This is a genomic window from Pseudomonas sp. ICMP 3272 (genome assembly GCF_001466905.1).
GTDB classification, from domain to species: Bacteria; Pseudomonadota; Gammaproteobacteria; order Pseudomonadales; family Pseudomonadaceae; genus Aquipseudomonas; species Aquipseudomonas amygdali.
Window position 1 is genome coordinate 1 of sequence record NZ_LKEK01000073.1, and the last position, 25,354, is coordinate 25,354.

The 25,354-nt window shown below is 58.8% G+C and carries 27 protein-coding genes; 18 read left to right on the plus strand and 9 right to left on the minus strand.

Annotated features, from left to right (window positions below):
- Positions 1-127: 127 nt before the first annotated feature.
- The gene (locus tag AO068_RS20370) at positions 128-1,621 is read right to left on the minus strand and encodes an aldehyde dehydrogenase (RefSeq protein WP_058409295.1); all 1,494 of its coding nucleotides are present in this window, start codon (positions 1,619-1,621) and stop codon (positions 128-130) included.
- A 239-nt stretch (positions 1,622-1,860) separates the two neighbouring features.
- Between AO068_RS20370 and AO068_RS20375 the strand changes: the two genes are divergently transcribed.
- On the plus strand, positions 1,861-2,229 hold the full coding sequence (locus AO068_RS20375) for a cupin domain-containing protein (protein ID WP_058402729.1): 369 nt from the start codon (positions 1,861-1,863) through the stop codon (positions 2,227-2,229).
- A gap of 81 nt (positions 2,230-2,310) precedes the next feature.
- Here AO068_RS20375 and rpmG read toward each other — a convergent pair whose 3' ends face one another.
- On the minus strand, positions 2,311-2,466 hold the full coding sequence (rpmG, locus tag AO068_RS20380; protein ID WP_002551515.1) for a 50S ribosomal protein L33: 156 nt from the start codon (positions 2,464-2,466) through the stop codon (positions 2,311-2,313).
- 11 nt (positions 2,467-2,477) lie between these two features.
- Positions 2,478-2,711: a 50S ribosomal protein L28 gene (rpmB, locus tag AO068_RS20385; RefSeq protein WP_002551514.1), complete on the minus strand. Its 234-nt coding sequence runs from the start codon at positions 2,709-2,711 to the stop codon at positions 2,478-2,480.
- A 364-nt stretch (positions 2,712-3,075) separates the two neighbouring features.
- On the opposite strand from rpmB, the gene AO068_RS20390 reads away from it, so the two are divergent.
- Positions 3,076-4,662 carry an ABC transporter substrate-binding protein gene (locus AO068_RS20390; RefSeq protein ID WP_058409284.1) on the plus strand — a complete coding sequence of 529 codons (1,587 nt, stop codon included), beginning with the start codon at positions 3,076-3,078 and terminating at the stop codon, positions 4,660-4,662.
- 157 nt (positions 4,663-4,819) lie between these two features.
- Here the strand turns inward: AO068_RS20390 and radC are convergent, their stop codons facing one another.
- A complete protein-coding gene (gene radC, locus AO068_RS20395) occupies positions 4,820-5,494 on the minus strand; it encodes a RadC family protein (RefSeq protein ID WP_058402727.1) in 675 nt (224 codons plus the stop codon).
- 135 nt (positions 5,495-5,629) lie between these two features.
- Here radC and coaBC point away from each other — a divergent pair, with 135 nt between their 5' ends.
- The 4 genes from coaBC to argB are packed head-to-tail and all read left to right on the plus strand — an operon-like array spanning position 5,630 to position 10,871.
- Positions 5,630-6,838: a bifunctional phosphopantothenoylcysteine decarboxylase/phosphopantothenate--cysteine ligase CoaBC gene (coaBC, locus tag AO068_RS20400; RefSeq protein ID WP_058402726.1), complete on the plus strand. Its 1,209-nt coding sequence runs from the start codon at positions 5,630-5,632 to the stop codon at positions 6,836-6,838.
- A gap of 6 nt (positions 6,839-6,844) precedes the next feature.
- Positions 6,845-7,300 carry a dUTP diphosphatase gene (gene dut / locus AO068_RS20405; RefSeq protein ID WP_005731629.1) on the plus strand — a complete coding sequence of 152 codons (456 nt, stop codon included), beginning with the start codon at positions 6,845-6,847 and terminating at the stop codon, positions 7,298-7,300.
- Positions 7,301-7,351: 51 nt separating this feature from the next.
- Positions 7,352-9,937 (plus strand): phosphomannomutase/phosphoglucomutase, encoded by a 2,586-nt coding sequence (locus AO068_RS29520; protein ID WP_058409285.1) that lies wholly within the window; start codon positions 7,352-7,354, stop codon positions 9,935-9,937.
- Positions 9,938-9,965: 28 nt separating this feature from the next.
- Positions 9,966-10,871, plus strand: a complete 906-nt coding sequence (argB, locus tag AO068_RS20415; protein WP_002551508.1) for an acetylglutamate kinase — start codon at positions 9,966-9,968, stop codon at positions 10,869-10,871.
- 313 nt (positions 10,872-11,184) lie between these two features.
- On the opposite strand, the gene AO068_RS20420 is transcribed toward argB, so the two are convergent.
- Entirely contained in the window at positions 11,185-11,817 is a 633-nt protein-coding gene (locus AO068_RS20420; protein WP_058402723.1) for a hypothetical protein, read from the minus strand.
- A 10-nt stretch (positions 11,818-11,827) separates the two neighbouring features.
- Positions 11,828-12,469, minus strand: coding sequence for an orotate phosphoribosyltransferase (gene pyrE / locus AO068_RS20425; protein ID WP_005744851.1), 642 nt, complete (start codon positions 12,467-12,469; stop codon positions 11,828-11,830).
- An 82-nt stretch (positions 12,470-12,551) separates the two neighbouring features.
- Here pyrE and AO068_RS20430 point away from each other — a divergent pair, with 82 nt between their 5' ends.
- On the plus strand, positions 12,552-13,331 hold the full coding sequence (locus AO068_RS20430) for an exodeoxyribonuclease III (RefSeq protein ID WP_002551505.1): 780 nt from the start codon (positions 12,552-12,554) through the stop codon (positions 13,329-13,331).
- Positions 13,332-13,400: 69 nt separating this feature from the next.
- Here the strand turns inward: AO068_RS20430 and AO068_RS20435 are convergent, their stop codons facing one another.
- Both AO068_RS20435 and rph read right to left on the minus strand, forming a co-directional pair.
- Positions 13,401-13,769, minus strand: coding sequence for a DUF4870 domain-containing protein (locus AO068_RS20435; protein WP_044344530.1), 369 nt, complete (start codon positions 13,767-13,769; stop codon positions 13,401-13,403).
- 20 nt (positions 13,770-13,789) lie between these two features.
- A complete protein-coding gene (rph, locus tag AO068_RS20440; protein WP_002551503.1) occupies positions 13,790-14,512 on the minus strand; it encodes a ribonuclease PH in 723 nt (240 codons plus the stop codon).
- 311 nt (positions 14,513-14,823) lie between these two features.
- On the opposite strand from rph, the gene AO068_RS20445 reads away from it, so the two are divergent.
- From AO068_RS20445 to AO068_RS20470, 6 genes are all read left to right on the plus strand, one after another.
- On the plus strand, positions 14,824-15,687 hold the full coding sequence (locus tag AO068_RS20445; protein ID WP_002551502.1) for a YicC/YloC family endoribonuclease: 864 nt from the start codon (positions 14,824-14,826) through the stop codon (positions 15,685-15,687).
- Positions 15,688-15,700: 13 nt separating this feature from the next.
- Positions 15,701-16,345: a guanylate kinase gene (gmk, locus tag AO068_RS20450; protein ID WP_002551501.1), complete on the plus strand. Its 645-nt coding sequence runs from the start codon at positions 15,701-15,703 to the stop codon at positions 16,343-16,345.
- Positions 16,346-16,492: 147 nt separating this feature from the next.
- The gene (gene rpoZ / locus AO068_RS20455) at positions 16,493-16,756 is read left to right on the plus strand and encodes a DNA-directed RNA polymerase subunit omega (RefSeq protein WP_002551500.1); all 264 of its coding nucleotides are present in this window, start codon (positions 16,493-16,495) and stop codon (positions 16,754-16,756) included.
- A 60-nt stretch (positions 16,757-16,816) separates the two neighbouring features.
- The gene (gene spoT / locus AO068_RS20460) at positions 16,817-18,922 is read left to right on the plus strand and encodes a bifunctional GTP diphosphokinase/guanosine-3',5'-bis pyrophosphate 3'-pyrophosphohydrolase (protein WP_002551499.1); all 2,106 of its coding nucleotides are present in this window, start codon (positions 16,817-16,819) and stop codon (positions 18,920-18,922) included.
- Between the two features lie 24 nt (positions 18,923-18,946).
- Positions 18,947-19,327: a RidA family protein gene (locus AO068_RS20465; RefSeq protein WP_044319282.1), complete on the plus strand. Its 381-nt coding sequence runs from the start codon at positions 18,947-18,949 to the stop codon at positions 19,325-19,327.
- Between the two features lie 55 nt (positions 19,328-19,382).
- Positions 19,383-20,120 (plus strand): hypothetical protein, encoded by a 738-nt coding sequence (locus AO068_RS20470; protein WP_057402761.1) that lies wholly within the window; start codon positions 19,383-19,385, stop codon positions 20,118-20,120.
- A gap of 51 nt (positions 20,121-20,171) precedes the next feature.
- Here AO068_RS20470 and AO068_RS20475 read toward each other — a convergent pair whose 3' ends face one another.
- Positions 20,172-21,017 (minus strand): SDR family oxidoreductase, encoded by an 846-nt coding sequence (locus AO068_RS20475; protein WP_058409286.1) that lies wholly within the window; start codon positions 21,015-21,017, stop codon positions 20,172-20,174.
- A 272-nt stretch (positions 21,018-21,289) separates the two neighbouring features.
- Here AO068_RS20475 and AO068_RS20480 point away from each other — a divergent pair, with 272 nt between their 5' ends.
- The 5 genes from AO068_RS20480 (at position 21,290) to AO068_RS20500 (ending at position 25,343) form a co-directional block, all read left to right on the plus strand.
- On the plus strand, positions 21,290-21,730 hold the full coding sequence (locus tag AO068_RS20480) for a hypothetical protein (RefSeq protein WP_058409287.1): 441 nt from the start codon (positions 21,290-21,292) through the stop codon (positions 21,728-21,730).
- A gap of 471 nt (positions 21,731-22,201) precedes the next feature.
- Positions 22,202-23,155, plus strand: a complete 954-nt coding sequence (exbB, locus tag AO068_RS20485) for a tonB-system energizer ExbB (RefSeq protein ID WP_005731620.1) — start codon at positions 22,202-22,204, stop codon at positions 23,153-23,155.
- A gap of 3 nt (positions 23,156-23,158) precedes the next feature.
- Positions 23,159-23,584 (plus strand): TonB system transport protein ExbD, encoded by a 426-nt coding sequence (gene exbD / locus AO068_RS20490; protein ID WP_002551495.1) that lies wholly within the window; start codon positions 23,159-23,161, stop codon positions 23,582-23,584.
- Positions 23,581-24,327: an energy transducer TonB gene (locus AO068_RS20495; RefSeq protein WP_058402720.1), complete on the plus strand. Its 747-nt coding sequence runs from the start codon at positions 23,581-23,583 to the stop codon at positions 24,325-24,327. Before exbD ends, AO068_RS20495 begins: the two co-directional genes overlap by 4 nt.
- 92 nt (positions 24,328-24,419) lie before the next feature.
- Positions 24,420-25,343: a hydrogen peroxide-inducible genes activator gene (locus tag AO068_RS20500; RefSeq protein ID WP_002551493.1), complete on the plus strand. Its 924-nt coding sequence runs from the start codon at positions 24,420-24,422 to the stop codon at positions 25,341-25,343.
- Positions 25,344-25,354: the final 11 nt, after the last annotated feature.

Consider the following 25,354-nt stretch of genomic DNA (forward strand, 5'->3'; position numbering starts at 1 on the left):
CCAGCGTGGGAATGCCGTGCGTGACGCTCCGCGTCACAAATCTGCGCCGCACTGCAAACGCAAGCCAGGACGCGGAGCGTCCCAGAACTACACGCCCACGCAGAGCGTGGGTGCGATAAGCAAATGACTACAGCTTGATCCAGGTGGATTTCAGCTCGGTATATTTGTCGAAGGCATGCAGCGATTTATCACGACCGTTGCCTGACTGCTTGAAGCCACCGAACGGGGCAGTCATATCGCCGCCGTCGTACTGATTGACCCATACGCTGCCTGCGCGCAGTGCTTTGGAGGTCAGGTGTGCTCTGGAGATATTTGCAGTCCACACGGCAGCAGCCAGGCCATAAGGCGTGTCGTTGGCTATCTGTATCGCTTCTTCGTCGCTGTCGAACGTCAGCACTGAAAGCACCGGGCCGAAGATTTCTTCCTGAGCGATTTTCATCGCGTTGTTCACACCGTCGAAAATGGTCGGCTCAACGTAGGTGCCGCCGGTCTCCTGCAGAATGCGCTTGCCACCCGCAACCAGCTTGGCACCATCGGCGTGGCCCGCTTCGATGTAGGACAACACGGTATTCATCTGCTGGGTATCGACCAGCGCGCCCACGTTGGTCGCAGGGTCCAGCGGGTTGCCGGGCTTCCAGGTGGCCAATGCCTCAATCACCATCGGCAGGAAGCGCTCCTTGATGGAGCGCTCGACCAGCAGCCGCGAGCCGGCAGTGCAGACCTCGCCCTGGTTGAAGGCAATTGCGCTGGCGGCTGCTTCGGCGGCGGCCTGCAAATCCGGCGCGTCGGCAAAGACGATATTCGGGCTCTTGCCACCGGCTTCCAGCCAGACGCGTTTCATATTCGACTCGCCTGCGTAAATCATCAGTTGCTTGGCGATTTTGCTCGAACCGGTAAACACCACGGTATCCACGTCCATATGCAGCGCCAGCGCCTTGCCGACGGTATGACCGTAACCCGGCAATACGTTGAGCACGCCCGCAGGAATGCCTGCCTCGATGGCCAGTTGCGCAATACGAATGGCAGTCAGCGGAGATTTCTCCGACGGCTTCAGGATCACTGAGTTGCCGGTGGACAATGCAGGACCAAGCTTCCAGCAAGCCATCATCAACGGGAAGTTCCACGGCACGATGGCGGCGACGACACCCACCGGCTCGCGCGTTACCAGACCCAGTTGGTCATGAGGCGTTGCCGCGACTTCGTCATACAGTTTATCGATGGCCTCGCCGCTCCAGCTCAGGGCTCTGGCGGCACCGGGAATGTCGACGCCGAACGAGTCGCCAATCGGCTTGCCCATGTCCAGAGTCTCAAGCAGGGCCAGCTCTTCGGCATTTTGCTTGAGCAGCCCGGCGAAACGGATCATGGTTTCCTTGCGTCTGGCCGGAGCCAGTCGCGACCAGGCACCCGAGTTGAAGGCGCTGCGCGCACTGTCGACAGCGCGTTGCGCGTCAGCGGTGTCGCAACTGGCGACCTTGGCAAGCATCCGGCCATCGACCGGGCTGATGCAATCAAACGTCTCGCCGGAGGAGGCTGCGGTGTATTCACCTTGAATGAAGGCACGGCCTTCGATCTTCAAATTCTGGGCGCGTTGCTCCCAGTCAGCACGAGTCAGGGTGGTCATTTGCATGTCCTCCTCTTGTTGAATGTGGGTGTGTCATGGTTGATTAAAGACACAATCTGAAATTTTTCAGGAAGGCCGTTACCCTAAACCAGCGGCCCGACAAAACCAATATATTTGACAAAAATAGCCGCTACGGCGCTTTTATGTTGATTTTATTAAACAGCTCCGCACGCGCGCCGAGGCACTAACGCACAGCACGCACGTCAAACCCTCAACGCATTCAGGACAAGGGGCCCATTATGAGCATCGAAAGCATCGTCGACTTCAGTGAAGCCAGCACCGCCGCCGAGCACTATCGCCCTGCACCGGAAAAGGTCTTCAAGGGTGATCCGGCACAAACCCTCTACAACCACTACAACAGCCCCTGCGGACAGATGAGCGCGGGCGTCTGGAATGGCGAGCCCGGGCAGTGGCAGGTCAGTTACTCGGAGCATGAGTATTGCGAGATTGTGCAGGGTGTTTCAGTCCTGCGCGACGAGCAGGGCAACGCGAAAACCCTGCGCGCAGGCGACCGCTTCGTGATTCCGGCCGGCTTCAAGGGCACCTGGGAGGTGCTGGAAACATGCCGCAAGATTTATGTGGTGTTTGAACCCACTGCAGATAAATAAGTACCGCCCTTGCAGCCGCGCCAAGAGCGCAGACACAAAAAAACCCGCCGAAGCGGGTTTTTTTGTAGCCGACAGAATCAATTACTTGATTTTGCCTTCTTTGTAGATCACGTGCTTGCGTACAACCGGATCGAATTTTTTGATTTCGATTTTATCCGGGGTAGTACGTTTGTTCTTGTCGGTGGTGTAGAAATGGCCTGTACCAGCGCTCGACACCAAACGGATCAATTCACGCATGATTCTCTCCCTTAAATTTTGCCGTCGCGACGCAGTTCAGCGAGCACAACTTCAATGCCACGCTTGTCGATGATACGCATGCCTTTAGCAGATACGCGCAGACGAACAAAACGCTTCTCGCCTTCAACCCAGAAGCGGTGATGCTGCAGGTTTGGCAGGAAACGACGACGGGTTTTGTTGTTTGCGTGGGAAATGTTATTCCCAGTCACCGGACCCTTACCGGTAACTTGACATACTCTCGACATGCCTCAGCCCTCTAAAACCACATGCCCAACCCGGCATGGGTTGGCCGCTTAATCTCTCAGTCATTTGGCGCCAGGCGCCGCGTTTCTTTAAGGGTCTTACCGGCTACACCTACAGTGAAGGAACCGGGCCCCTAGAAAAGAGCGCTGCTTTATACCAGAAACCCTTGGACGCAACAACAGGCAAAGCACTTTGACCCGAATGAATCCGCTCTGCGCGGCGGTATGCTCAAGCAATGCGGGGGCACAGGCAAATCGACCGCTCGTCGCACCGTGACGATTGTTCTACGCCAGTACATGGTCTAGGGTTAGTCCCTCACCAGACTGCGCCGGCAGATGGGGCCCTTTCTGAATAGGAAATAACGCCATGCGCCTAGCTGCACTCCCTTTTTTGCTTGTTCCGTTGCTGCTTCCGATTGCTGCCCAGGCATCGAGCCTTGTGGTCTGTACCGAAGCCAGCCCCGAAGGCTTCGACGTTGTGCAGTACAACTCCCTGACCACCACCAACGCATCGGCCGACGTGCTGATGAACCGTCTGGTGGACTTCGATGCCCAGAGCGGCAAGCTGGTACCGAGCCTGGCAGAAAGCTGGACGGTCTCCGCTGATGGCCTGACTTACGACTTCAAGCTGCGCTCCGGAGTGAAATTCCATACAACCGACTATTTCAAGCCGACCCGCGAGCTGAGCGCCGATGATGTGCTGTTCAGCTTCCAGCGCATGCTCGACCCGCAGAACCCGTGGCACAAGATCGCCCAGAGCGGCTTCCCGCATGCGCAATCGATGCAGTTGCCCGCGCTGATCAAGAGCATCGAAGCGCCCGATGCACACACCGTACGCTTTACGCTCAACCATGCGGACTCGACCTTCCTGGCCACGCTGAGCATGGGGTTTGCGTCGATCTACTCGGCCGAATATACCGCGCAACTCCTGAAAGCCGGCACACCGGAAAAACTCAACAGCCAGCCGATCGGCACCGGGCCGTTCGTATTCAAGCGCTTCCAGAAAGATGCCGTGGTGCGTTATGAGGCGTTCAAGGATTATTTCGCCGGCAAGTCTGATGTCGACACCTTGGTGTATGCCATCACAGCGGACGCCAATGTGCGTCTGCAGAAAGTCCGTCAGAACGAATGCCAGATAGCGCTTTCGCCCAAGCCTCTGGACATTAAAGCGGCTAGCGAGGATGACTCGCTCAAGGTCGAGAAGACTGAAGCATTCATGACCGCGTTTGTCGCGATCAACAGCCAGCACCCGCCGTTCGACAAGCCGGAAGTTCGCCAGGCCATCAACCTGGCGTTTGACAAGGACAACTACCTGAAAGCCGTGTTCGAAGGCACCGCTGAGGCGGCCAATGGCCCTTACCCGCCCAACACCTGGAGTTACGCCAAGGACCTGCCCGGCTATCAGCACGATGTCGCCAAGGCCAAGGCTTTGCTGGCTAAAGCCGGTGTGAAAGACGGCTTCAAGACCACTATCTGGACCCGGCCTTCCGGCAGCCTGCTGAACCCGAATCCGAGTCTGGGCGCTCAACTGCTGCAGTCTGACTTGAAACAGATAGGTATTGATGCCGAGATCAAGATCATTGAATGGGGCGAATTGATTCGCCGCGCCAAGGCCGGTGAACATGATCTGCTGTTCATGGGCTGGGCGGGCGACAATGGCGACCCGGATAACTTCCTGACCCCGCAGTTCTCGTGTGCAGCCGTGCAGTCGGGCACCAACTTCGCCCGTTATTGCGACAAGACACTGGACAAGCTGATCGCAGACGGTAAATCAGTCAGTGATCAGGCCGAGCGCAGCAAACTGTATCACCAGGCGCAGCAGCAGATTCAGCAGCAGGCACTGTGGATCCCCCTCGCCCACCCGACGGCCGCAGCCCTGGTACGCAAGGATGTCACGGGCTATCAAGTCAGCCCGTTTGGCAGGCAGGATTTCTACAAGGTGCAGGTCAAGTAAGTCGCCAGAGTGACCCAAGCCTGTCTGTGTGATGTCGTGCCAATGTTTGCATTGGCACGACCTCTCTGAAGACCGAACGCAGAGCGTCCCGAACGGCATTACCACGCAGAGCGTGGGAACGATAAGCCGAATCCCGCCCTATCGCTCCGCGTGAGCGCTACATCAACCCGCGCTCGACCATCGACAATGGCTCGCCGTCGCCCACGATCACGTGGTCCAGCACATGAACATCCACCAGCATCAGTGCTTCCTTGAGGCGCTTGGTCAGGTCGATGTCGGAACGGCTGGGCGTGGTGATACCCGAAGGATGGTTGTGGCAGAGGATCAGGCTGGCGGCGTTGTGAGCCATCGCTCGCTTCACCACCTGGCGCGGATGCACATAGGAGGCGTTGATCGTCCCGCGAAACAGTATCTCGAAGGTCATGACCCGGTGCTTGTTGTCCAGAAACAGGCAGGCGAAAACTTCATGTTGTTCATGTCTGAGCTGAGCCTTCAGGTAGTTGCGCACCTGAGTGGGGTTTTCCAGCGCCGAGTCACGGCGCAAGGACTCGGCCATGTGCCGGCGCGCCATCTCCATGACTGCCTGCAACTGAGCAAATTTGGCAGGCCCCAGCCCGAGCTGGGAGGTAAACGTGGGCAGGTCAGCATCCAGTAACGATCTGAGCCCGTCGAATTGATTCAGAAGATGACGGGCAAGGTCTACGGCGCTTTTTCCGGCCACCCCGGTGCGTAAAAAGATAGCCAGCAACTCTGCGTCGGAAAGGCTCCCCGCCCCCAACTCCAACAAGCGTTCCCGCGGGCGTTCGGCCGCGGGCCAACTGCGAATACTCATAGCACCTCCATGTGTTTGGGCACCGCTGTTGCGGTGCAGTCGCTGTGCTATCTTAGCCCATCTTTTTTGCGCGACGACCTGGCCTGGGGAGGCGTCATGGGCATCGCGTATTCACTCGACCAAAAAGGCAGGTCTATGCAGCGGCTGTATCGAAAACGCATCGTTCTTGGCGTCGGCGGCGGCATCGCGGCCTACAAGAGCGCCGAGCTGGTCCGCCGCCTGCGCGATCAGGGCGCTGAAGTGCGTGTTGTCATGACCAAAGGCGGAGCGGAGTTCATCACGCCGCTGACCATGCAGGCCCTGTCCGGGCACCCTGTGCATCTGGATCTTCTCGACCCGGCCGCAGAGGCTGCGATGGGCCATATCGAACTGGCCAAATGGGCCGACCTGATCCTGATCGCCCCGGCCACCGCCGACCTCATCGCGCGCCTGGCGCAAGGCATCGCCAACGACTTGCTGACCACCATCGTGCTGGCAACCGATGCCACCGTCGCCATCGCACCGGCGATGAATCAGGCAATGTGGCGTGACGCCTCAGTGCAAGCCAATACCCGGCTGCTTGAAGAGCGTGACTTTCGTGTGTTCGGGCCAGCGTCCGGCAGTCAGGCCTGCGGCGATGTCGGCTTCGGGCGCATGCTGGAGGCCGACGATCTGGCCCAGTGCGCAGCGGACTGTTTCCAGCGCCTGAGCCTGACCGGCAAGCATGTGTTGATCACCGCTGGCCCGACCCAGGAAAACATCGATCCGGTGCGCTACATCACCAACCACAGCTCCGGGAAAATGGGCTTTGCCCTGGCCGAAGCGGCTGTGGAAGCCGGTGCACGCGTCACGCTGATCACCGGGCCAGTCAACCTGCCAACGCCGGATCGCGTCTCGCGCATCGACGTGGTCAGTGCCCGCGACATGCTGGCGGCGTGCGAGGCTGCCATCCCTTGTGACCTGTTCATCGCCTCGGCAGCGGTGGCTGACTACCGTCCGGAAGTTGTCGCCCCGCACAAATTGAAGAAAGATCCTTCAAACGGTGACGGCTTGCTGCTGCAGATGGTCCGCAATCCGGATATTCTGGCGACCATCGCAACCCGCCCGGACCGTCCTTTCAGTGTCGGCTTCGCCGCCGAGACCGAACACCTGCTCGACTATGCTGCCCGCAAGCTCAAGGACAAGAACCTGGACCTGATTGTCGCCAACGATGTCGCCAACCCCAGCATCGGCTTCAACAGTGAAGAGAACGCTTGCAGCGTGATTGACCGGGCGTTGCACGCAACGCTTTTTGCCCAGACCAGCAAGGCCAAGATTGCCCGCCAGCTGATCACTTTTATCGCCGACCGCATGAATCAGGTTTAACTACGAATGCACGCTCTACAAGCCAAGATCCTCGACCCTCGCATTGGCAACGAATTTCCACTCCCGGCCTACGCCACTGTTGGTTCGGCAGGCCTGGACCTGCGTGCCATGCTCAAGGAAGATACCGTTCTCGAGCCCGGCCAGACCCTGCTGATCCCTACCGGCCTGTCGATTTACATCGGCGATCCGGGCCTTGCCGCGTTGATCCTGCCGCGCTCCGGCCTGGGTCACAAACATGGCATCGTGCTGGGTAACCTGGTGGGTCTGATCGACTCCGATTATCAGGGCGAGCTGATGGTGTCGTGCTGGAACCGTGGCCAGACTGCATTCAACATCGCGGTGGGCGAGCGTATTGCGCAACTGGTGTTGGTGCCTGTGGTGCAGGCGCACTTTGAACTGGTTGAAGCATTCGACGAAAGTCAGCGTGGCGCAGGCGGCTTCGGCCACTCCGGCAGCCATTAATCGTCATTCGGCAAATAATCCGGGTTTGGAAAAAGGCTCAGGGAGAGGTCGGTGAAAGGCAGTCAGCACAGCGCTTCACAGCACGCCATACCCGCCGATAACTCGCCTCCGGCTGCGAGCCTCAAAGGACTCGCGCCTGGCCTGGTGCCTGCCGCCATCGGCCTGCTGATTGCTGCGGTACTGGTCTGGACGGCTCTGGCCACAGGTCCGCAGCAACAGGACCAGCTTGTTCAGGCCTGGGGCGGCAGTCAGGCAGCAGCGGTGGGTCTGGCGCTGCATCAGATCAACGCCGACACTCAATCGGCTGCCACCAGCGCAGCACTTGCACAGACGCTTCAGAGCAATGATGCCTCCGCGTTGCTGGCAGCACAGGATCGCTTCACTCGCTGGGACGGCCTGGCAGGCGCGCGGCTTTACCCCAAAGGCCTGGTTGACGTCGATACACAGGGCGCGTTGCCGGTAAGCTTTGCCACGCTGGATATGCTCAACAAGGCTGCACAAGGCGAAGTCGTTGCCCCGGAGGCTCGCAAGGTGGGCGAGCGCTGGTTGATCTACAGTGCTGCACCGGTACGTGCCGCGGCAACTCAGCCGGTGGTGGGCACACTGCTGCTGGCCTTTGACCTGCAGCGCTTGCTCAATGCCTTGCCCGCACTGCCTGCCGAGGCCGGACAAGTGGTGCTCAGCCAGCAGTTCGGTAGCGGACCTGCACAGGTTTTCCTGCAGCGCGGTCAGGCAGACGGCGGCAAACCCCAGGTGTTCGATACCGGCTATTCCGGCTGGAAACTCGACTTCACGCCCGGTCCCGGCCTGAAAACTTCGCCTTCCGTCGTGCTTTTGCTGCTGGCGCTGGTTATTGCTGCAGCAGGCGTACTGCTTGGCTTGCATCGCAGCGAGAGAACTCTGCAACGGCGTATTTGCGCCGACGCACGACAACTGGATCAGTTGCTCCAAGAACTCTCACGCGGAAAAGCCGTCAAACCCTTCGGTTTGAGCCTCCCGGCCCTGAGTGGTCTGGCCCAGGCCCTTGCTCGTGTCTCGCTTCGCAGTCAACCCCAGGCAGTGCCTGTGCCGGTTGTCGGTGAGCAGCGCGATGCAGATATTGCCAAAGGCAGTGCTTCGTCCACAGTGGCTGCATCACGCACCGACTGGACCGATCCACTGTTTCAAGATACCGATATCCTTGATATCGACCTTCTCGACGAAAACCAGGACTTCCTGAGATCGGAGCATTCCCTCGCTATGAACAGCCCAGCATCCGTGGCACCCAACCTTCCCGAGACTATTTTCCGCGCCTACGACATCCGTGGCGTGGTAGGGGACACCCTCAACGCTGAAACGGCTTACTGGATCGGCCGCGCCATCGGCTCCGAAAGCCTGGCGCAGAACGAACCCAACGTCAGCGTCGGTCGCGATGGTCGCCTTTCCGGCCCGGAACTGGTGCAGCAACTGATTCAAGGCCTGCACGACAGCGGCTGCCATGTCAGCGATGTGGGCCTGGTGCCGACACCTGCGCTGTATTACGCCGCCAACGTGCTAGCAGGCAAGACCGGTGTGATGCTGACCGGCAGCCACAACCCCAAGGACTACAACGGCTTCAAGATCGTCATCGCGGGCGATACCCTGGCCAACGAGCAGATCCAGGCGCTGCATGAGCGTATCAAGACCAACAACCTGACTTCGCAGAAAGGCAGCATCACTAAAGTCGATATCCTCGATCGCTACTTCAAGCAGATCAAGGATGACATCGTCATGGCCCGCAAGCTGAAGGTCGTGGTCGACTGCGGCAACGGCGCGGCAGGCGTTATCGCCCCACAACTGATCGAAGCACTGGGCTGTGAAGTGATCTCGCTGTTCGCGGAAGTGGACGGCAATTTCCCCAACCACCACCCGGACCCGGGCAAGCTGGAAAACCTGCAGGACCTGATCGCCAAGGTCAAGGAAACCGGTGCCGATCTGGGTCTGGCGTTCGACGGTGACGGTGACCGTGTCGGTGTCGTGACCAACGAGGGTAATGTGGTTTACCCGGATCGCCTGTTGATGCTGTTCGCGCTGGACGTGCTCAAGCGCAACCCGGGTGCCGACATCATTTTCGACGTCAAATGCACACGTCGCCTGACTCCGCTGATTCGCGAGCATGGCGGTCGTCCGGTCATGTGGAAAACCGGCCACTCGCTGATCAAGAAAGAAATGAAAAAGAGCGGCGCGCTGCTCGCGGGTGAAATGAGCGGCCACATCTTCTTCAAGGAACGCTGGTTCGGTTTCGACGACGGTATCTACAGCGCGGCACGTCTGCTGGAGATCCTCAGCCAGGAGTCGGCCAATGCCGAAGACCTGTTCGAAACCTTCCCGAACGATATTTCGACGCCTGAAATCAACATCAAGGTGACGGATGTCACCAAGTTCAGCATCATCAAGGCCCTTGAAACCGATGCGCAGTGGGGCGACGCCAAACTGACCACCATCGACGGTGTCCGTGTGGACTATCCGAAGGGTTGGGGTCTGGTCCGTGCGTCCAATACCACGCCGGTACTGGTGCTACGCTTCGAGGCCGAAACCGAGGCTGAGTTGCAGCGCATCAAGGACGTGTTCCACGCTGAGCTGAAAAAAGTTGCACCGGATCTCGACCTGCCATTTTGATTGTTTTTCCTTTTGACTGGAGCCCTGAATGACCCTCGAACGTGATGCCGCCTCTAATGTAGCCAAGGTCCTTTCCGAAGCGCTGCCTTACATTCGCCGCTTTGTCGGCAAGACGCTGGTTATCAAGTACGGCGGCAACGCCATGGAGAGCGAAGAGCTGAAAACCGGCTTTGCGCGCGACATCGTGTTGATGAAAGCGGTGGGTATCAACCCGGTGGTGGTTCACGGCGGCGGGCCGCAGATCGGTGATCTGCTCAAGCGCCTGTCCATCGAGAGCCACTTCATCGATGGCATGCGCGTGACCGATGCGCAGACCATGGATGTGGTGGAGATGGTGCTGGGGGGCCAGGTCAACAAGGACATCGTCAACCTTATCAACCGTCACGGCGGCAGCGCCATTGGCCTGACCGGCAAGGACGCCGAGCTGATTCGTGCGAAGAAGCTCACCGTCACGCGCCAGACGCCGGAAATGACCAAGCCTGAAATCATCGACATCGGTCAGGTCGGTGAAGTGGTCGGAGTCAATACCGGGCTGCTCAACATGCTGGTCAAAGGGGATTTCATTCCGGTCATCGCGCCTATCGGCGTGGGCCCGGATGGCGAGTCGTATAACATCAACGCCGACCTGGTCGCAGGCAAGGTTGCCGAGGCCCTCAAGGCCGAGAAGCTGATCCTGCTGACCAACATTGCGGGTTTGATGAACAAGCAGGGCGAAGTCCTGACTGGCCTGACCACCGAACAGGTCGACGGCCTGATCGCCGACGGCACGATCTACGGCGGTATGCTGCCGAAGATCCGTTGCGCGCTGGAAGCGGTTCAGGGCGGGGTCAATAGCTCGCACATCATCGATGGACGAGTGCCTAATGCGGTCTTGCTGGAAATCTTCACCGACAGCGGTGTCGGCACCCAGATCACCAACCGCAAGCGGCACTGATTCAGACGCAACACCCAAAGGCCTCGTGAGCTAACCCTCACGGGGCCTTTTTGTAGGTTGATGATGATCGCTGACTATCGTTCCCACGCTCCAGCGTGGTAACGCCATTCTGGACGCTCTGCGTCCGCTCATGAATTAAGCGGCGCGGCGCAGATTTGTGACGCAGAGCGTCACGACAGGCATTCCCACGCTGGAGCGTGAGGAACGATAGGTGTCTGGCTTCGACCCCTTTCGCGAACAAGTTCGCTCCTACGGCCTTCGGCCAGAATCAAAAACAGGCGTGGGCATGAGCTTCTGGACGCTCTGCGTCCGGTCATTGAGTCAGGCGCTGGACGCGGGCGCGGTCGACGGCGAAATCTGCTTCAGCCTTTACGCGTGCGGCCTGATACCCGGCGATATCGGTTTGCAGCTTCTGCTGCTGATCGCGCAAGTCATTCAGCTGATCGACCAGCCCCTGCTGAACCGGACGTCCCGCGCGCTCCAGGTCGGCTGCCTGGCCTTGCAGGTTGCGCTGCTGAGCCGCCAACCCCTGAATATTGCCTTGGGCGACGCCAATCAGCGCATCCAGCTCGGCCAGTTTGCGGGCCTTGACGCGGTCCACCTCAGCGACGCTGCTGTAGAGGCTTAACAGCTGTGCATCGGCAGCGGCCTGGCGTTTTTCTGCTTCGGATTGGCGAATCTGCTCGGCCGTTGGCGCAGGCGGTACGACCTGAACCACCCGACCACGACTGTTGAGCACTTCATAGCCTTTGGCAACGTAGTCGGGCGGCACGCCTTGCGTATCGATCACGGTCACGCCACGGCTGTCGACGTAGCGATAAAGTCGAGCTTCAGGCGCATCAGCCGCTTGAGCGAGCAAGGGCGCAAGCATGCCAAGAGCCAGCCAGAACCCCAAAACGCTCAGTACGCCTGAAACCGAAGCCCGCTCCGTGCCGCTGACTGCCATAGGCTCGTCCTCAGATTCCGTATTGCGCGCGATAGGCTTCGACGGCAGGCAGATGCTGCTTGAGCTGCGGATCGTCGGCCAGGAACTCAAGCACTTGATTCAACGACACGATACTCACTACCGGGATGCCGAAGTCACGCTCGACCTCTTGAATCGCCGACAGCTCGCCATTGCCGCGCTCTTGGCGATTGAGGGCAATCAGGACACCTGCCGCAGTCGCGTTCTGGTCCTTGATGATCTGCATGACTTCACGAATCGCCGTACCCGCCGTGATCACGTCATCGATAATCAGCACATTGCCCGCCAGCGGCGAACCCACCAGGCTGCCGCCCTCGCCGTGCGCTTTGGCTTCCTTGCGGTTGAAACACCACGGCAGATCACGGTCATGATGCTCGGCCAGCGCCACGGCAGTGGCCGAGGCGAGCGGAATACCCTTGTAGGCCGGGCCGAACAGAACGTCGAAGGCAATACCGCTTTCAACCACCGCTGCTGCGTAGAAACGCCCCAGCTGTGCCAGTGCGGAACCGGTGTTGAACAGCCCGGCATTGAAGAAGTACGGGCTGGTGCGCCCGGACTTGAGAGTGAACTCACCGAAGCGCAGAACACCGCGATCGATGGCAAAACGAATGAAATCGCGCTGATACGCTTGCATGGAAAAAGCTCCGGATACCACGGATTTAGCTAATTAGGTAGAGCTCGGGTATCATACACGCACGTGATTTTTGGGGCCATTTATGCGGATCATCAGTGTGAACGTAAATGGCATTCAGGCTGCAGTCGAGCGTGGTTTGCTCAGCTGGCTGCAAGCTCAGAATGCCGACGTCATCTGCTTACAGGACACCCGCGCCTCCACCTTTGAACTGGATGATCCAGCCTTTCAGCTGGATGGTTACTTCCTCTATGCCTGCGAAGCCGAGGTTCCCGCTCAGGGTGGTGTGGCGCTTTATTCGCGGTTGCAGCCGAAGGCGGTAATCAGCGGCCTCGGTTTCGAGACAGCCGACCGCTACGGGCGCTACCTGCAAGCAGATTTCGACAAGGTCAGTATCGCTACCCTGCTCTTTCCGTCAGGGATGAATGGTGATGAAGACCTGAATCAGAAATTCAAGCTCATGGACGATTTCGGCAAGTACATGGACAAGCAACGCCGCAAGCGTCGCGAATACATCTATTGCGGATCGCTCTATGTCGCGCAGCAGAAGCTCGACATCAAGAACTGGCGTGACAGCCAGCAGTCTCCTGGCTTCCTGGCGCCCGAACGCGCCTGGATGGACGAGATTGTCGGCACTATGGGCTATGTAGATGCCCTGCGTGAAGTCAGCCGCGAAGGTGATCAGTACAGCTGGTGGCCGGATAACGAACAGGCCGAGATGCTGAATCTGGGCTGGCGCTTCGATTATCAGATCCTGACTCCAGGTCTGCGCCGCTTCGTGCGCAGCGCTCGTCTGCCGCGTCAGCCGCGCTTCTCGCAGCACGCGCCCTTGATCGTGGACTACGACTGGACCCTGACTATCTGATAGTCAGGCGAACAGCGCACACGAAAAAGCCGACTTCAAGTCGGCTTTTTGCGTTGCTCGCGCTATGCGTTATTTCAACAGGCGCCAGGTGAAGGGGTAACGATATTCCAGTCCGTTGTTTGCCTTCACCCCGGCGATAACCGTGAGTATGAAAGCACCAAGGCACACCAGCATGAACAGTGCGATGCCGATTACCACGAACATCAGCATTATGCATATCAGGCCTGCAATCGCGGCAGTGATCTGAAAGTTCAGCGCTTCTTTGCCCTGCGAATCAATGAACGGGTCTGTCTCCCTCTTCATTTGCCAGAGAATCAATGGCGCAAGGAGATTGCCAAAGGGGAAGACCAGTCCAATGAGAGCGGATAAATGACAGAACATCGCCCACTGACGGGCTTCCCGGCTGGGTTTGTACAAGGGCTGCGGACTGTCATTCATCATCAAACGCTCCTTATTTATCAATCGGCCAGTGCGGCACGCTGCAGTTCAAACAACTCGGTAATGCCCTTCTGTGCCAGCGCCAGCATCGCGTTCAGCTCTTCAGGCTGGAATGGCGCGCCTTCGGCAGTGCCCTGAACTTCAATGAAACCGCCTGCACTGGTCATGACCACGTTCAGGTCGGTTTCGGCAGCCGAGTCTTCGAGGTAGTCCAGGTCGAGCACTGGCTCACCCTGATACATGCCGACCGAAACGGCCGCGATCATCTGCTTGAGCGGGTCGCCGCCTTTCAGGCCGCCACGCTTCTTGATCACTTTCAGCGCATCTGCCAGAGCAACCATCGCACCGGTAATAGAAGCCGTACGAGTACCGCCGTCAGCCTGAATGACATCGCAATCGACGTACAGGGTAACGTCGCCCAGCTTGGACATGTCCAGCGCAGCGCGCAGCGAGCGACCGATCAGGCGCTGGATTTCGAGTGTACGACCACCCTGCTTGCCGCGGCTGGCTTCACGCTGGTTACGCTCGCCGGTCGCGCGCGGCAGCATGCCGTACTCGGCAGTCAGCCAACCCTGGCCCTGCCCCTTGAGGAAGCGTGGTACGCCGTTTTCGACGCTGACGGTGCAGATCACCTTGGTATCACCAAACTCGACCAGTACAGAACCCTCGGCGTGTTTGGTGTAGTTGCGGGTGATGCGGATCGAGCGGAGCTGATCGGCGGCGCGACCACTTGGACGTTTCATCTGGGATACCTGTACTGAGACGGAAAACTGCTGGGCATTATAGAGGTCACAGCTGCTACTGGGCATCTCTAAAAGCCACCAATGCCGATTTGCTCCGAACAGAAGGCTCTGGATCAATACTTTCGACGCTCTGGCGTGATCGCAAGGAACGCCTTGCGTCACTTGTCACGCTGCCGGATTGGGAGCCTGCGTCGCACTGCGCTACAATCCTGCGCCTCTGCAGCCAGTCGGCTTTCACGACACCCATGAACGCCGATCCTGTGCACTCATGGGTTGAATCACGCTCCTGAATCGATAAGAGGTACTTCCCCATGGTGCACAGCATGACTGCCTTTGCCCGCGTAGAGCGAGCCGGTGCCCAAGGCACACTGAGCTGGGAACTGCGCTCGGTCAATCACCGCTATCTGGAGCCGCACCTGCGCCTGCCTGAGTCATTCCGTGATCTGGAAGGTGCGATTCGCGAAGCGCTACGCCAGGGGCTGTCGCGTGGCAAAGTTGAATGCACACTGCGTTTTGTCGAGGAAACCGCCGGCAAACCGCTGCAAGTGGATCTTGAGCGTGCAGGCCAGTTGATCGCTGCAGCCGAATCGGTTGCCGGCCTGATCAAACAGCCTGCCGCGCTGAACCCCCTTGAAGTTCTGGCATGGCCCGGCGTACTTGTGGCTGATGCCAGCGATCCGCAGGTGTTGAACACCGAAGCACTGAAGCTGTTCAATGATGCGCTGACTGAATTGAAGAGCGGGCGCGGGCGCGAAGGTGCAGACCTGGCCAGACTGCTTGATGACCGGCTGTCTTCCATCGTCGAGGAGGTTGCCACCCTGCGCACCCTGGTGCCGCAGATGCTGGCAACTCAGCGCCAGAAAGTACTGGATCGCTTTGCTGACATGAAAGCCGAACTCGACCCTCAGCGTCTGGAGCAGGAAATGGTTCTGTTGGCACAGAAAAGCGATGTTGCCGAAGAACTGGACCGCCTCAGCACACACGTCACCGAAGTGCGTCGCGTACTCAAGGCTGGCGGTCAGGCAGGCCGGCGCCTTGATTTCCTGATGCAAGAGCTTAACCGCGAAGCGAATACACTGGGCTCCAAGGCCTTTGACCCACGCAGCACGCAGGCTGCCGTCAACCTTAAAGTGTTGATCGAGCAGATGCGCGAGCAAGTGCAGAATATTGAGTAAGGCTGAACCTGACATGACCCATATCACTGGCACCCTGTATATCATTTCCGCCCCGTCCGGCGCGGGCAAGACCAGCCTGGTCAAGGCCCTTATGGACGCCCAGCAAGAGCCTCAGCACGGCGCGCAGGCGAAGATCCGCGTCTCGGTCTCGCACACCACCCGGGCCATGCGCCCCGGCGAAGTGAACGGCGTGAACTACAACTTCGTCGATCGTGCCGAGTTCGTGCGCATGATCGAGCACGGCGACTTTCTTGAGCAGGCCGAAGTCTTCGGCAATCTGTATGGCACCTCGCAGAGCCACCTGCAGCAGACCCTGGACGAAGGCCACGACCTGATTCTGGAAATCGACTGGCAGGGTGCCCGGCAGGTTCGTGCGCAAATGCCGCAGGCCCGGTCGATCTTCATTCTGCCCCCTACCCAGCAGGCATTGCGTCAGCGCCTGACCAATCGCGGCCAGGACAGTGACGAGATCATTGAAGCGCGGATGCGTGAAGCGGTCAGCGAAATGAGCCACTACAACGAGTATGAATACGTTGTGGTCAATGACGATTTTGCCGGTGCACTGGAAGACCTCAAGGCGATATTCCGCGCCAATCGCCTGACCCAGCAGCATCAGCAAGAGCAATACAGCGAGCTTTTTCAGGAGTTGCTGGCTTGATCGAGTCGTTTCCAGACATCAGGCAACAGGTTAAAAGCATGCCGTTGGTGGCTTGCCGCTTGATGCCTGGTGCTGTCCGCTTGTAAACTACCGAGTCCGCTCGCCCATCCGGGCATCGCGCATCCGCATTTGCTACGAGGAATACCCATGGCCCGCGTAACCGTTGAAGACTGCCTAGAACACGTGGATAACCGCTTTGAGCTGGTCATGCTCTCTACCAAGCGTGCCCGTCAACTGGCAACCGGCGGCAAAGAACCAAAGCTGGCCTGGGAAAACGACAAGCCTACCGTTATGGCACTGCGTGAAATCGCGGCTGGCCTGATGGATTACGCTGTAATCGCAGAAGCCGAAATCGTTGAAGATGAACCATTGTTCGCAGCGTTCGAGGACGAGTCCAACGAGGCCGTCTAAGCCTATGCCAGGTCGACGTAGTACGGCGCAGGGTAAAAGCCATTGGCAAGGGGTAGCGCCTTGCCGAGCATAGACGCCCTCGCCGAAAGACTGTCGGCCTACCTCGGCAAGGACCAGGTCAACCTGGTTCGCCGAGCGTATTACTATGCCGAACAAGCCCACGATGGCCAGCGCCGTCGCAGTGGTGAAGCCTACGTTACGCACCCTCTTGCGGTAGCGAATATTCTTGCCGACATGCACATGGACCATCAGAGCCTGATGGCTGCGATGCTGCATGACGTCATCGAAGACACCGGGATTGCCAAGGAAGCGCTCAGCGCCCAATTTGGCGAAACCGTCGCCGAACTGGTCGACGGGGTCAGCAAACTGACCCAGATGAATTTCGAGACCAAGGCCGAAGCCCAGGCAGAAAACTTCCAGAAAATGGCCATGGCCATGGCGCGCGACATTCGCGTGATCCTGGTCAAGCTCGCCGATCGCCTGCATAACATGCGCACGCTGGAAGTGCTGTCGGGCGAAAAGCGTCGGCGCATCGCCAAGGAAACCCTCGAAATCTACGCACCCATCGCCAATCGGCTGGGTATGCACAGTGTGCGCATCGAATTCGAGGACCTGGGTTTCAAGGCGATGTACCCGATGCGCTCCTCGCGAATCAACCAGGCGGTCAAGCGCGCCAGGGGCAATCGCAAGGAACTGGTCAACAAGATCGAAGAGTCCCTTAGTCATTGCCTGGCCGTTGACGGCATCGAAGGCGACGTGAGCGGGCGGCAGAAGCATCTTTATGGCATCTACAAGAAGATGCGCGGCAAGCGTCGCGCCTTCAACGAGATCATGGATGTCTACGCATTCCGCATCATCGTCGACAAGGTCGATACCTGTTATCGCGTCCTGGGCGCTGTACATAATTTGTACAAGCCGCTGCCCGGCCGCTTCAAGGACTACATCGCGATCCCCAAGGCCAACGGCTACCAGTCCCTGCATACGACGTTGTTCGGTATGCATGGCGTACCGATCGAAATCCAGATTCGCACCCGCGAAATGGAGGAGATGGCCAACAACGGGATCGCTGCACACTGGCTGTACAAATCCAGCGACGACGAGCAGCCCAAGGGCACTCACGCCCGTGCAAGGCAGTGGGTCAAGGGCGTGCTGGAAATGCAGCAGCGTGCGGGTAACTCTCTGGAGTTCATTGAAAGCGTCAAGATCGACCTGTTTCCGGACGAAGTTTACGTTTTCACGCCCAAAGGCCGGATCATGGAGCTGCCCAAAGGCTCCACGGCGGTGGATTTCGCCTACGCGGTACACACCGACGTCGGCAACAGCTGCATCGCCTGCCGGATCAACCGCCGACTGGCGCCATTGTCCGAACCGCTGCAAAGCGGCTCGACCGTCGAGATTGTCAGCGCCCCAGGTGCACGCCCGAATCCGGCATGGCTGAACTTCGTCGTGACCGGCAAGGCGCGTACGCATATTCGCCACGCGCTCAAGCTGCAACGCCGCTCCGAGTCGATCAACCTTGGCGAGCGCCTGCTGAACAAGGTGCTCAACGGCTTCGAATGCAGTCTCGACAAGATCACTCAGGAACGCATTCAGCTGGTGCTCAACGAGTACCGGGTCGAAGTGCTGGAAGACCTGCTCGAAGACATCGGGCTGGGCAATCGCATGGCCTATGTCGTCGCTCGCCGCCTGCTGGGCGAGGGCGAGCAGTTGCCAAGCCCTGAAGGTCCGCTGGCGATTCGTGGTACCGAAGGCCTGGTGCTCAGCTACGCCAAATGCTGCACGCCAATCCCTGGCGACCCTATTGTCGGCCACCTGTCTGCAGGCAAGGGCATGGTTGTGCATCTGGATAACTGCCGCAACATCAGCGAAATCCGTCACAACCCGGAAAAATGCATCCAGTTGTCCTGGGCCAAGGATGTCACCGGCGAATTCAACGTCGAGCTGCGTGTCGAACTCGAGCATCAGCGCGGCCTGATCGCTCTGCTGGCCAGCAGCGTCAACGCGGCCGACGGCAATATCGAAAAAATCAGTATGGACGAACGCGATGGCCGCATCAGCGTGGTCCAACTGGTGGTCAGCGTGCACGACCGTGTGCACCTGGCTCGTGTGATCAAGAAACTGCGCGCCCTGACAGGTGTCACACGCATCACCCGGATGCGCGCGTAGGCCATCCCATCATCAGGAGTTCTCATGACCAAGACTGTCATCACCAGCGATAAAGCCCCTGCGGCCATCGGCCCATACTCTCAGGCCATCAAAGCTGGCAATACCGTCTACATGTCCGGACAGATCCCGCTGGACCCGAACAGCATGGAGCTGGTCGAAGGCATCGAAGCGCAGATCACCCAGGTCTTCGAAAACCTGAAGTCTGTTGCCGAAGCGGCGGGCGGATCCTTCAAGGACATCGTCAAACTGAACATCTTTCTGACCGATCTGGGCCACTTCGCCAAGGTCAACGAGATCATGGGCACCTATTTCACCCAGCCTTATCCGGCTCGCGCCGCCATCGGCGTTGCAGCATTGCCGCGTGGCGCCCAGGTTGAAATGGACGCGATTCTCGTCATCGAATAATCCCCCCGACGGAGCGTGCCTTGCGCTCCGTTCTCCCTGAAGGAAGGAATCCGTTATGCGCTCCGCGCTCGCCATCTCGCTGCTCGCCGTCATTCTGGGCGGCTGCGCCAGCCACGCCGACCGCAATCCGGACGGCACCTGGATCAACCAGACCGCCATCGACGCCGCCGTCAAACAAGGCAACTTGCGTCAGGCACTGCTCGCCAACGGCCCCAATCTGGAGTGGAAAATAAACTCCAAAGCCAATCAGGCCATTTACTCCAACGGTTTCGAGCTGGGTGAAGGCAAGATCGTCAGCGCTGCTGAAGGCAAGCTGCACATCGACTTCTACGGCAACTTCTTCGAAGACCTGAGCGTCAAGGGTGATGAACTGGTTCAAGCGGCCAGCGAGTCAGGCCCTGAACAGCACTTCCAGAAGCCGGAAAACCCGGCACCTGAAGGTGCTCAGCCTGGCACCAGCTTCGAGAAAGCGTTGTATAGCGCCTACATGGGCGGCAAATGGACTGTCGTGGAAGGCGATGGCCAAGGCAGCACCGTGCAGTTCATGCCTGACGGCAGTGTGCAGGGGCTTCCCGAAAACGATCGCTACGCACTATGCCTGGCGGGCGATTGCGCAGCCATGAGCGGCGAATACGACAGTATGTGGCTGGAGAAAGCCGAAAAAGGCAACCCGTGGATCTTTGCCCGCAAAGGCAAGCAACTGGAGATATTCCAGGCTATGAACAATGCCGGTGCTGACCAGATGCCCGAGCTGCGTCCAGGCCCACGTCGCTGGTTGCTCGAACAGCAATAAGCGACTCACGCTTCAGGAGCGCCCTTCAAGGCGCTCCTGACGGCGACTTGTTTACCCCAGCAATGCCGCATAGCCAGCCCGATAATCCGGGTACATTGGCACCCATCCCAGTGCGCGCGCCCTGGCATTGCTGCAACGCTTGCTGCCCACGCGCTGCACGCTGACCTCTTCCGACCATTCGGTCACCCCCAGATACTCACGTATCCACGCCACCACATCGGCCAGCGCAGCCGGATCGTCGTCAACGCCTAGATAGCAATTCTCCAGTGCCACACCTCGTTGATCCGCCTGAAGCAGATGCTCCAGCAAGCTGGCGGCATCGTCGGCATGAATGCGATTGGCATAGACCGAAGGATCAACTCTGACACTATGCCCCTGACGCACGCGATTCGACAGATCACTGCGTCCGGGCCCGTAGATACCGGTCAGCCTCACTGCCGTGGCTGGCAGTCCGCTGTTCAGCGCTAGCTGCTCGGCTTCCAGCATCACAGTGCCGGTGTAGTTGGTCGGTTCGGTGACGGAGTTTTCATCAACCCACTCCCCGTTCTGCTGACCGTAGACTCCGCTGCTTGAGACGAAGATCAACCGCTTTGGACGCTGCCCGGTCTGCTCAAGCCAGCTCAATACATTGCGCAGCCCCTCGACATAAGCCATCCGGTAACCCGCTTCGTCACGCTGCGAAGGCGTCGCGCAATACACCACATAGTCCACCGCAGTGGGCCACAGGGCAGGCTTGCGGGTATCGAACAAGTCACCCGCCACACCGTGAACACCGGCAGGCAGCTCGGAAACAGTGCGCCGCAGCCCATGCACGGTCCAGCCGTGAGGCAGCAGGCGGGTCGCAAGTCGCGAACCAATGTCACCGCAGCCGGCGATTAGAAGCGAAGGGGCAGTCATTCGGTATCTCCAGAGAAGGCGGTTTCAGTGTCGTAAAAAAGCTCATCGAGACGCGACACTCGAAACAAAGCTGTAAACAGATGTAAGCGTCCAGCGCTACTCCCCTATGCGATCACGCTGGTGACTCGTCGTTCCCAAACCTGGGGTTTGAGCATTTTCGGACGACCCCGTGTTAAGCGCAAATCACGCGACTACAATGCGCGCCTTCAACGGGATTGGCGAAGATTCACATGCGATGGAAAGACATAAAAATAGGAGATCGGACATTCTCCATGGCGCACCTTCAGCCTTTTGACCTGACGTTCGACGTTGCGCTGCAGCAGGTCACCGTCAAGTTCGAATTCGGGTTGCACTGCTTTACAGATGACAAGGGCAATGGCCATCTCATTCATTACAGAGGGGAGCGCCGTTACTTTTGCAGCGAGCGCTACGATTGCAGCACCCAGTTGGTGGAGTACATCCAGAAACGCTTTTTTCAGGGGCTGGCTGTCCCGTTTTATACGGAAAACAGCCAAAGGTATTTTTGCCTCGACCTGCATGACTATGCGATTTTTTTCTCGATCAGCAAGCCACAAGGCACCACGAACCTTTTGAAGCTTCGCGTTATATCAGCGTATGAAGTCGCTACGTGGGGCCGGCCTACCCTGCCGAAAGGGAAGCCTCATAACGTTCGCTACATCCTTGAGATGCGCAACGCCGGAAAACCCGTATAGCGAAAAGCAAAAAGCCCCGTTGCCGAGGCAACAGGGCTTTTTGTGAATCCCAATATCGGCCTGTCCTTTTGCAGTTACCTGCTTATCCCGCTCACTGGCTGGGAGTGGCCTGAGCCACCGAAATCCACACCCCTTGTCACCAAGGTTCCGGTCTGTGTCGACCGCGCAATGTTAACGCTCGCATCGAATTTGATCAATCGATGCTTTCGCGGCCTTCAATCCCTTGCTTCTTTTCGTAACCGAGCCATTCGTGAGCGCAGCGTGCTTTACCTGCTGAGATGACAGTTCCAGCGCCGTAAAAATGCTCATCGATAGGCAACCGTTCGGGCGAATATGTAAAAAAGATACTGTATTACTTTTGTTAACAAGAACGATTTGCAATAATGGCGACCCATTTGTTCCCTGTGAGCGTCGAGAGCACTGAGCGACGCACTGGAACCATCCCCTATTTTTCTCTCAGGTCCGGCCAGCATGACACGCATTCAATCAATCGCTTCGCCTACCCGGATGCCTCGCCTGCCTCGTGCATGGCGCGGTGTCGCAGCCCTCGTCTTGAGCCTGATGTTCGTACCCATGGCCCTTGCAGATCAATCGGCGCCGACTGCGGCCCCTGCAACCTCTGCCGCACCTGCGGCGACAGCTCCTGTCGCGCCTGATGCCGCAGCCCCCGTGCAGGCTCTGGAGCCTGCAGCCGAAGACAACAGCCTGGGCATGGCCCATGACCTGTCGCCATGGGGCATGTACCAGAACGCCGACGTCGTGGTCAAAGCGGTCATGATCGGTCTGGCCATCGCATCGATCATTACGTGGACCATCTGGATCTCCAAGGGTTTCGAACTGCTGGGCGCCAAGCGCCGGTTGCGTGGTGAAATCGTCAATCTGAAAAAAGCCCGCTCCCTGAACGAAGCGAGCTCGACCGCCAGCAAGGAAGGCACACTCGCCCATCTGCTGGTGCATGACGCCCTTGAAGAGATGCGCCTGTCGGCCAACAGCCGTGAACGCGAAGGGATCAAGGAGCGTGTCAGCTTCCGCCTCGAGCGCCTGGTTGCAGCCTGCGGCCGCAACATGAGCATGGGCACCGGCGTACTGGCGACCATCGGCTCTACCGCACCGTTCGTGGGTTTGTTTGGTACGGTATGGGGCATCATGAACAGCTTCATCGGCATCGCCAAGACCCAGACCACCAACCTCGCTGTAGTGGCACCGGGTATCGCCGAGGCCCTTCTGGCCACGGCACTGGGTCTGGTTGCCGCAATTCCTGCGGTAGTGATCTACAACGTCTTCGCCCGCTCCATCGCCGGTTACAAGGCTCAGGTTTCCGATGCTTCGGCGCACGTTCTGCTGCTGGTCAGCCGCGACCTGGATCATCTGCCAGAACCGACCGAGCGCAATCAACAGCAACCGCACATGGTCAAGGTGGGCTAACACGTGGGCCTGCATCTTAACGAAGGCGGCGATGATCTCGCCGAGAACCATGAAATCAACGTGACGCCGTTCATCGACGTCATGCTGGTGCTGTTGATCATCTTCATGGTGGCTGCGCCGCTGGCGACCGTAGACATCAAGGTTGATCTACCGGCGTCTACCGCCACACCGCAGCCCAGGCCCGAGAAGCCGATCTTTCTCAGCGTGAAAACCGACAAGAGCCTGTACCTGGGCGAAGAGAAGGTTGCCCGCGAGCAGATCGGTCAGGTGCTGGACGCCCGCACCAAGGGCAAGAAGGACACCACGATCTTCTTCCAGGCCGACAAGGGCGTGGACTACGGCGATCTGATGGAAGTCATGAATACGCTTCGGGGTGCGGGTTACCTGAAGGTCGGTCTGGTGGGTCTTGAGACGGCTGGTAAGAAATGATCAGTACGCGCCAAAAACTGACGCGCTATAGCGGTAGTCTGTTGTTGGTGCTGGCCGTGCACGCTATCGCGATCATCATCGCCGTTCGCTGGCCCGCCTCTCAGGCGATCGAGCTACCGCCAGCGGCCATGATGGTCGAGCTTGCGCCTCTGCCCGAGCCCGCACCGCCGCCACCACCAAAAGTCGTTCAGCCACCTCCGCCGCCAGCCCCTGAAGAGCCAGAGCCCATGCCGGAAGTCGCGCAAGCGCCGAAGCCGGAAATCGTGGTGCCCAAAAAGGTTGAAAAGCCCAAGCCAAAACCGCAGCCGCCAAAGCCGCAGAAGAAGCCTGAGCCACCTCAGGAAAAGCCTGCTGACGAAAAACCGGTCGACACGCCGCCTACGACTGCCAAACCGGAAAAAGCAGCTGCTCCGAAGCCCGCTCCTGCGCCTTCGCCGCCCAGCAATGCACTGCCAAGCTGGCAGGGTGACCTGTTAAGTCATCTGGGCAAGTACAAGAAGTATCCAGAGGATGCGCGTCGTCGTGGCATGCAGGGTGTTGCCCGCCTGCGCTTCGTTGTCGATGCTGACGGCAACGTCCTGTCTTACTCGATTGCCAACAGTTCAGGCAGCCCGGCGCTGGATCGAGCGACCATGGAAATGATCCGTCGCGCTCAGCCGCTACCCAAGCCGCCCAAGGAAATCCTCAACAACGGCACCATTGAAATCCTCGCACCGTTCGTTTATTCACTGGATAAACGCTGAATTGTACTTTTGTTACTTGTGAGTGCTTCTGATAACGTGCGTCTATCGATCGCACCCGCTATGCTGGGGTCGCAACTTCATGGACGCACGTTATGACTCTTACAGAATTACGCTACATCGTCACGCTTGCCCAGGAGCAGCACTTTGGCCATGCGGCTGAGCGCTGCCACGTCAGCCAGCCAACGCTGTCGGTGGGCGTCAAGAAACTAGAAGACGAACTCGGTGTGCTCATTTTCGAGCGCAGCAAGAGCGCCGTGCGCCTGACACCGGTCGGTGAAGGCATCGTTGCGCAAGCGCAGAAAGTGCTGGAGCAGGCTCAAGGTATTCGTGAGCTGGCCCAGGCAGGCAAGAATCAGCTGACCGCGCCGCTGAAAGTCGGCGCTATTTATACCGTCGGCCCTTACCTGTTCCCTCACCTGATTCCACAACTGCACCGGGTTGCGCCGCAGATGCCGTTGTACATCGAAGAAAACTTCACGCATGTGCTGCGCGACAAGCTGCGCAACGGTGAGCTGGATGCCGTCATCATTGCCTTGCCGTTCAACGAAGCCGACGTGCTGACCCTGCCACTTTACGACGAGCCGTTCTCCGTCCTGATGCCGGCCGATCACCCATGGACTCAGAAAGAGACCATCGACGCCTCGGCACTCAACGACAAGAGCCTGTTATTGCTGGGCGAAGGTCACTGCTTCCGTGATCAGGTTCTGGAAGCCTGCCCTACTCTGGGCAAAGGCAATGAAGGCGCCAAGCACACGACGGTGGAATCCAGCTCGCTGGAAACCATTCGGCACATGGTCGCTTCCGGGCTGGGTATTTCGATCCTGCCGCTTTCCGCCGTCGACAGTCACCACTACGCGCCCGGCGTGATCGAAGTCCGCCCGCTTACGCCGCCTGTGCCTTTCCGCACGGTCGCCATCGCCTGGCGCGCAAGCTTCCCGAGACCCAAAGCCATCGAAATTCTCGCTGACTCTGCACGCCTGTGCTCGGTGGCACGTCCGAAAACAGTCGCAAGTTAGGCAGAAAAGAA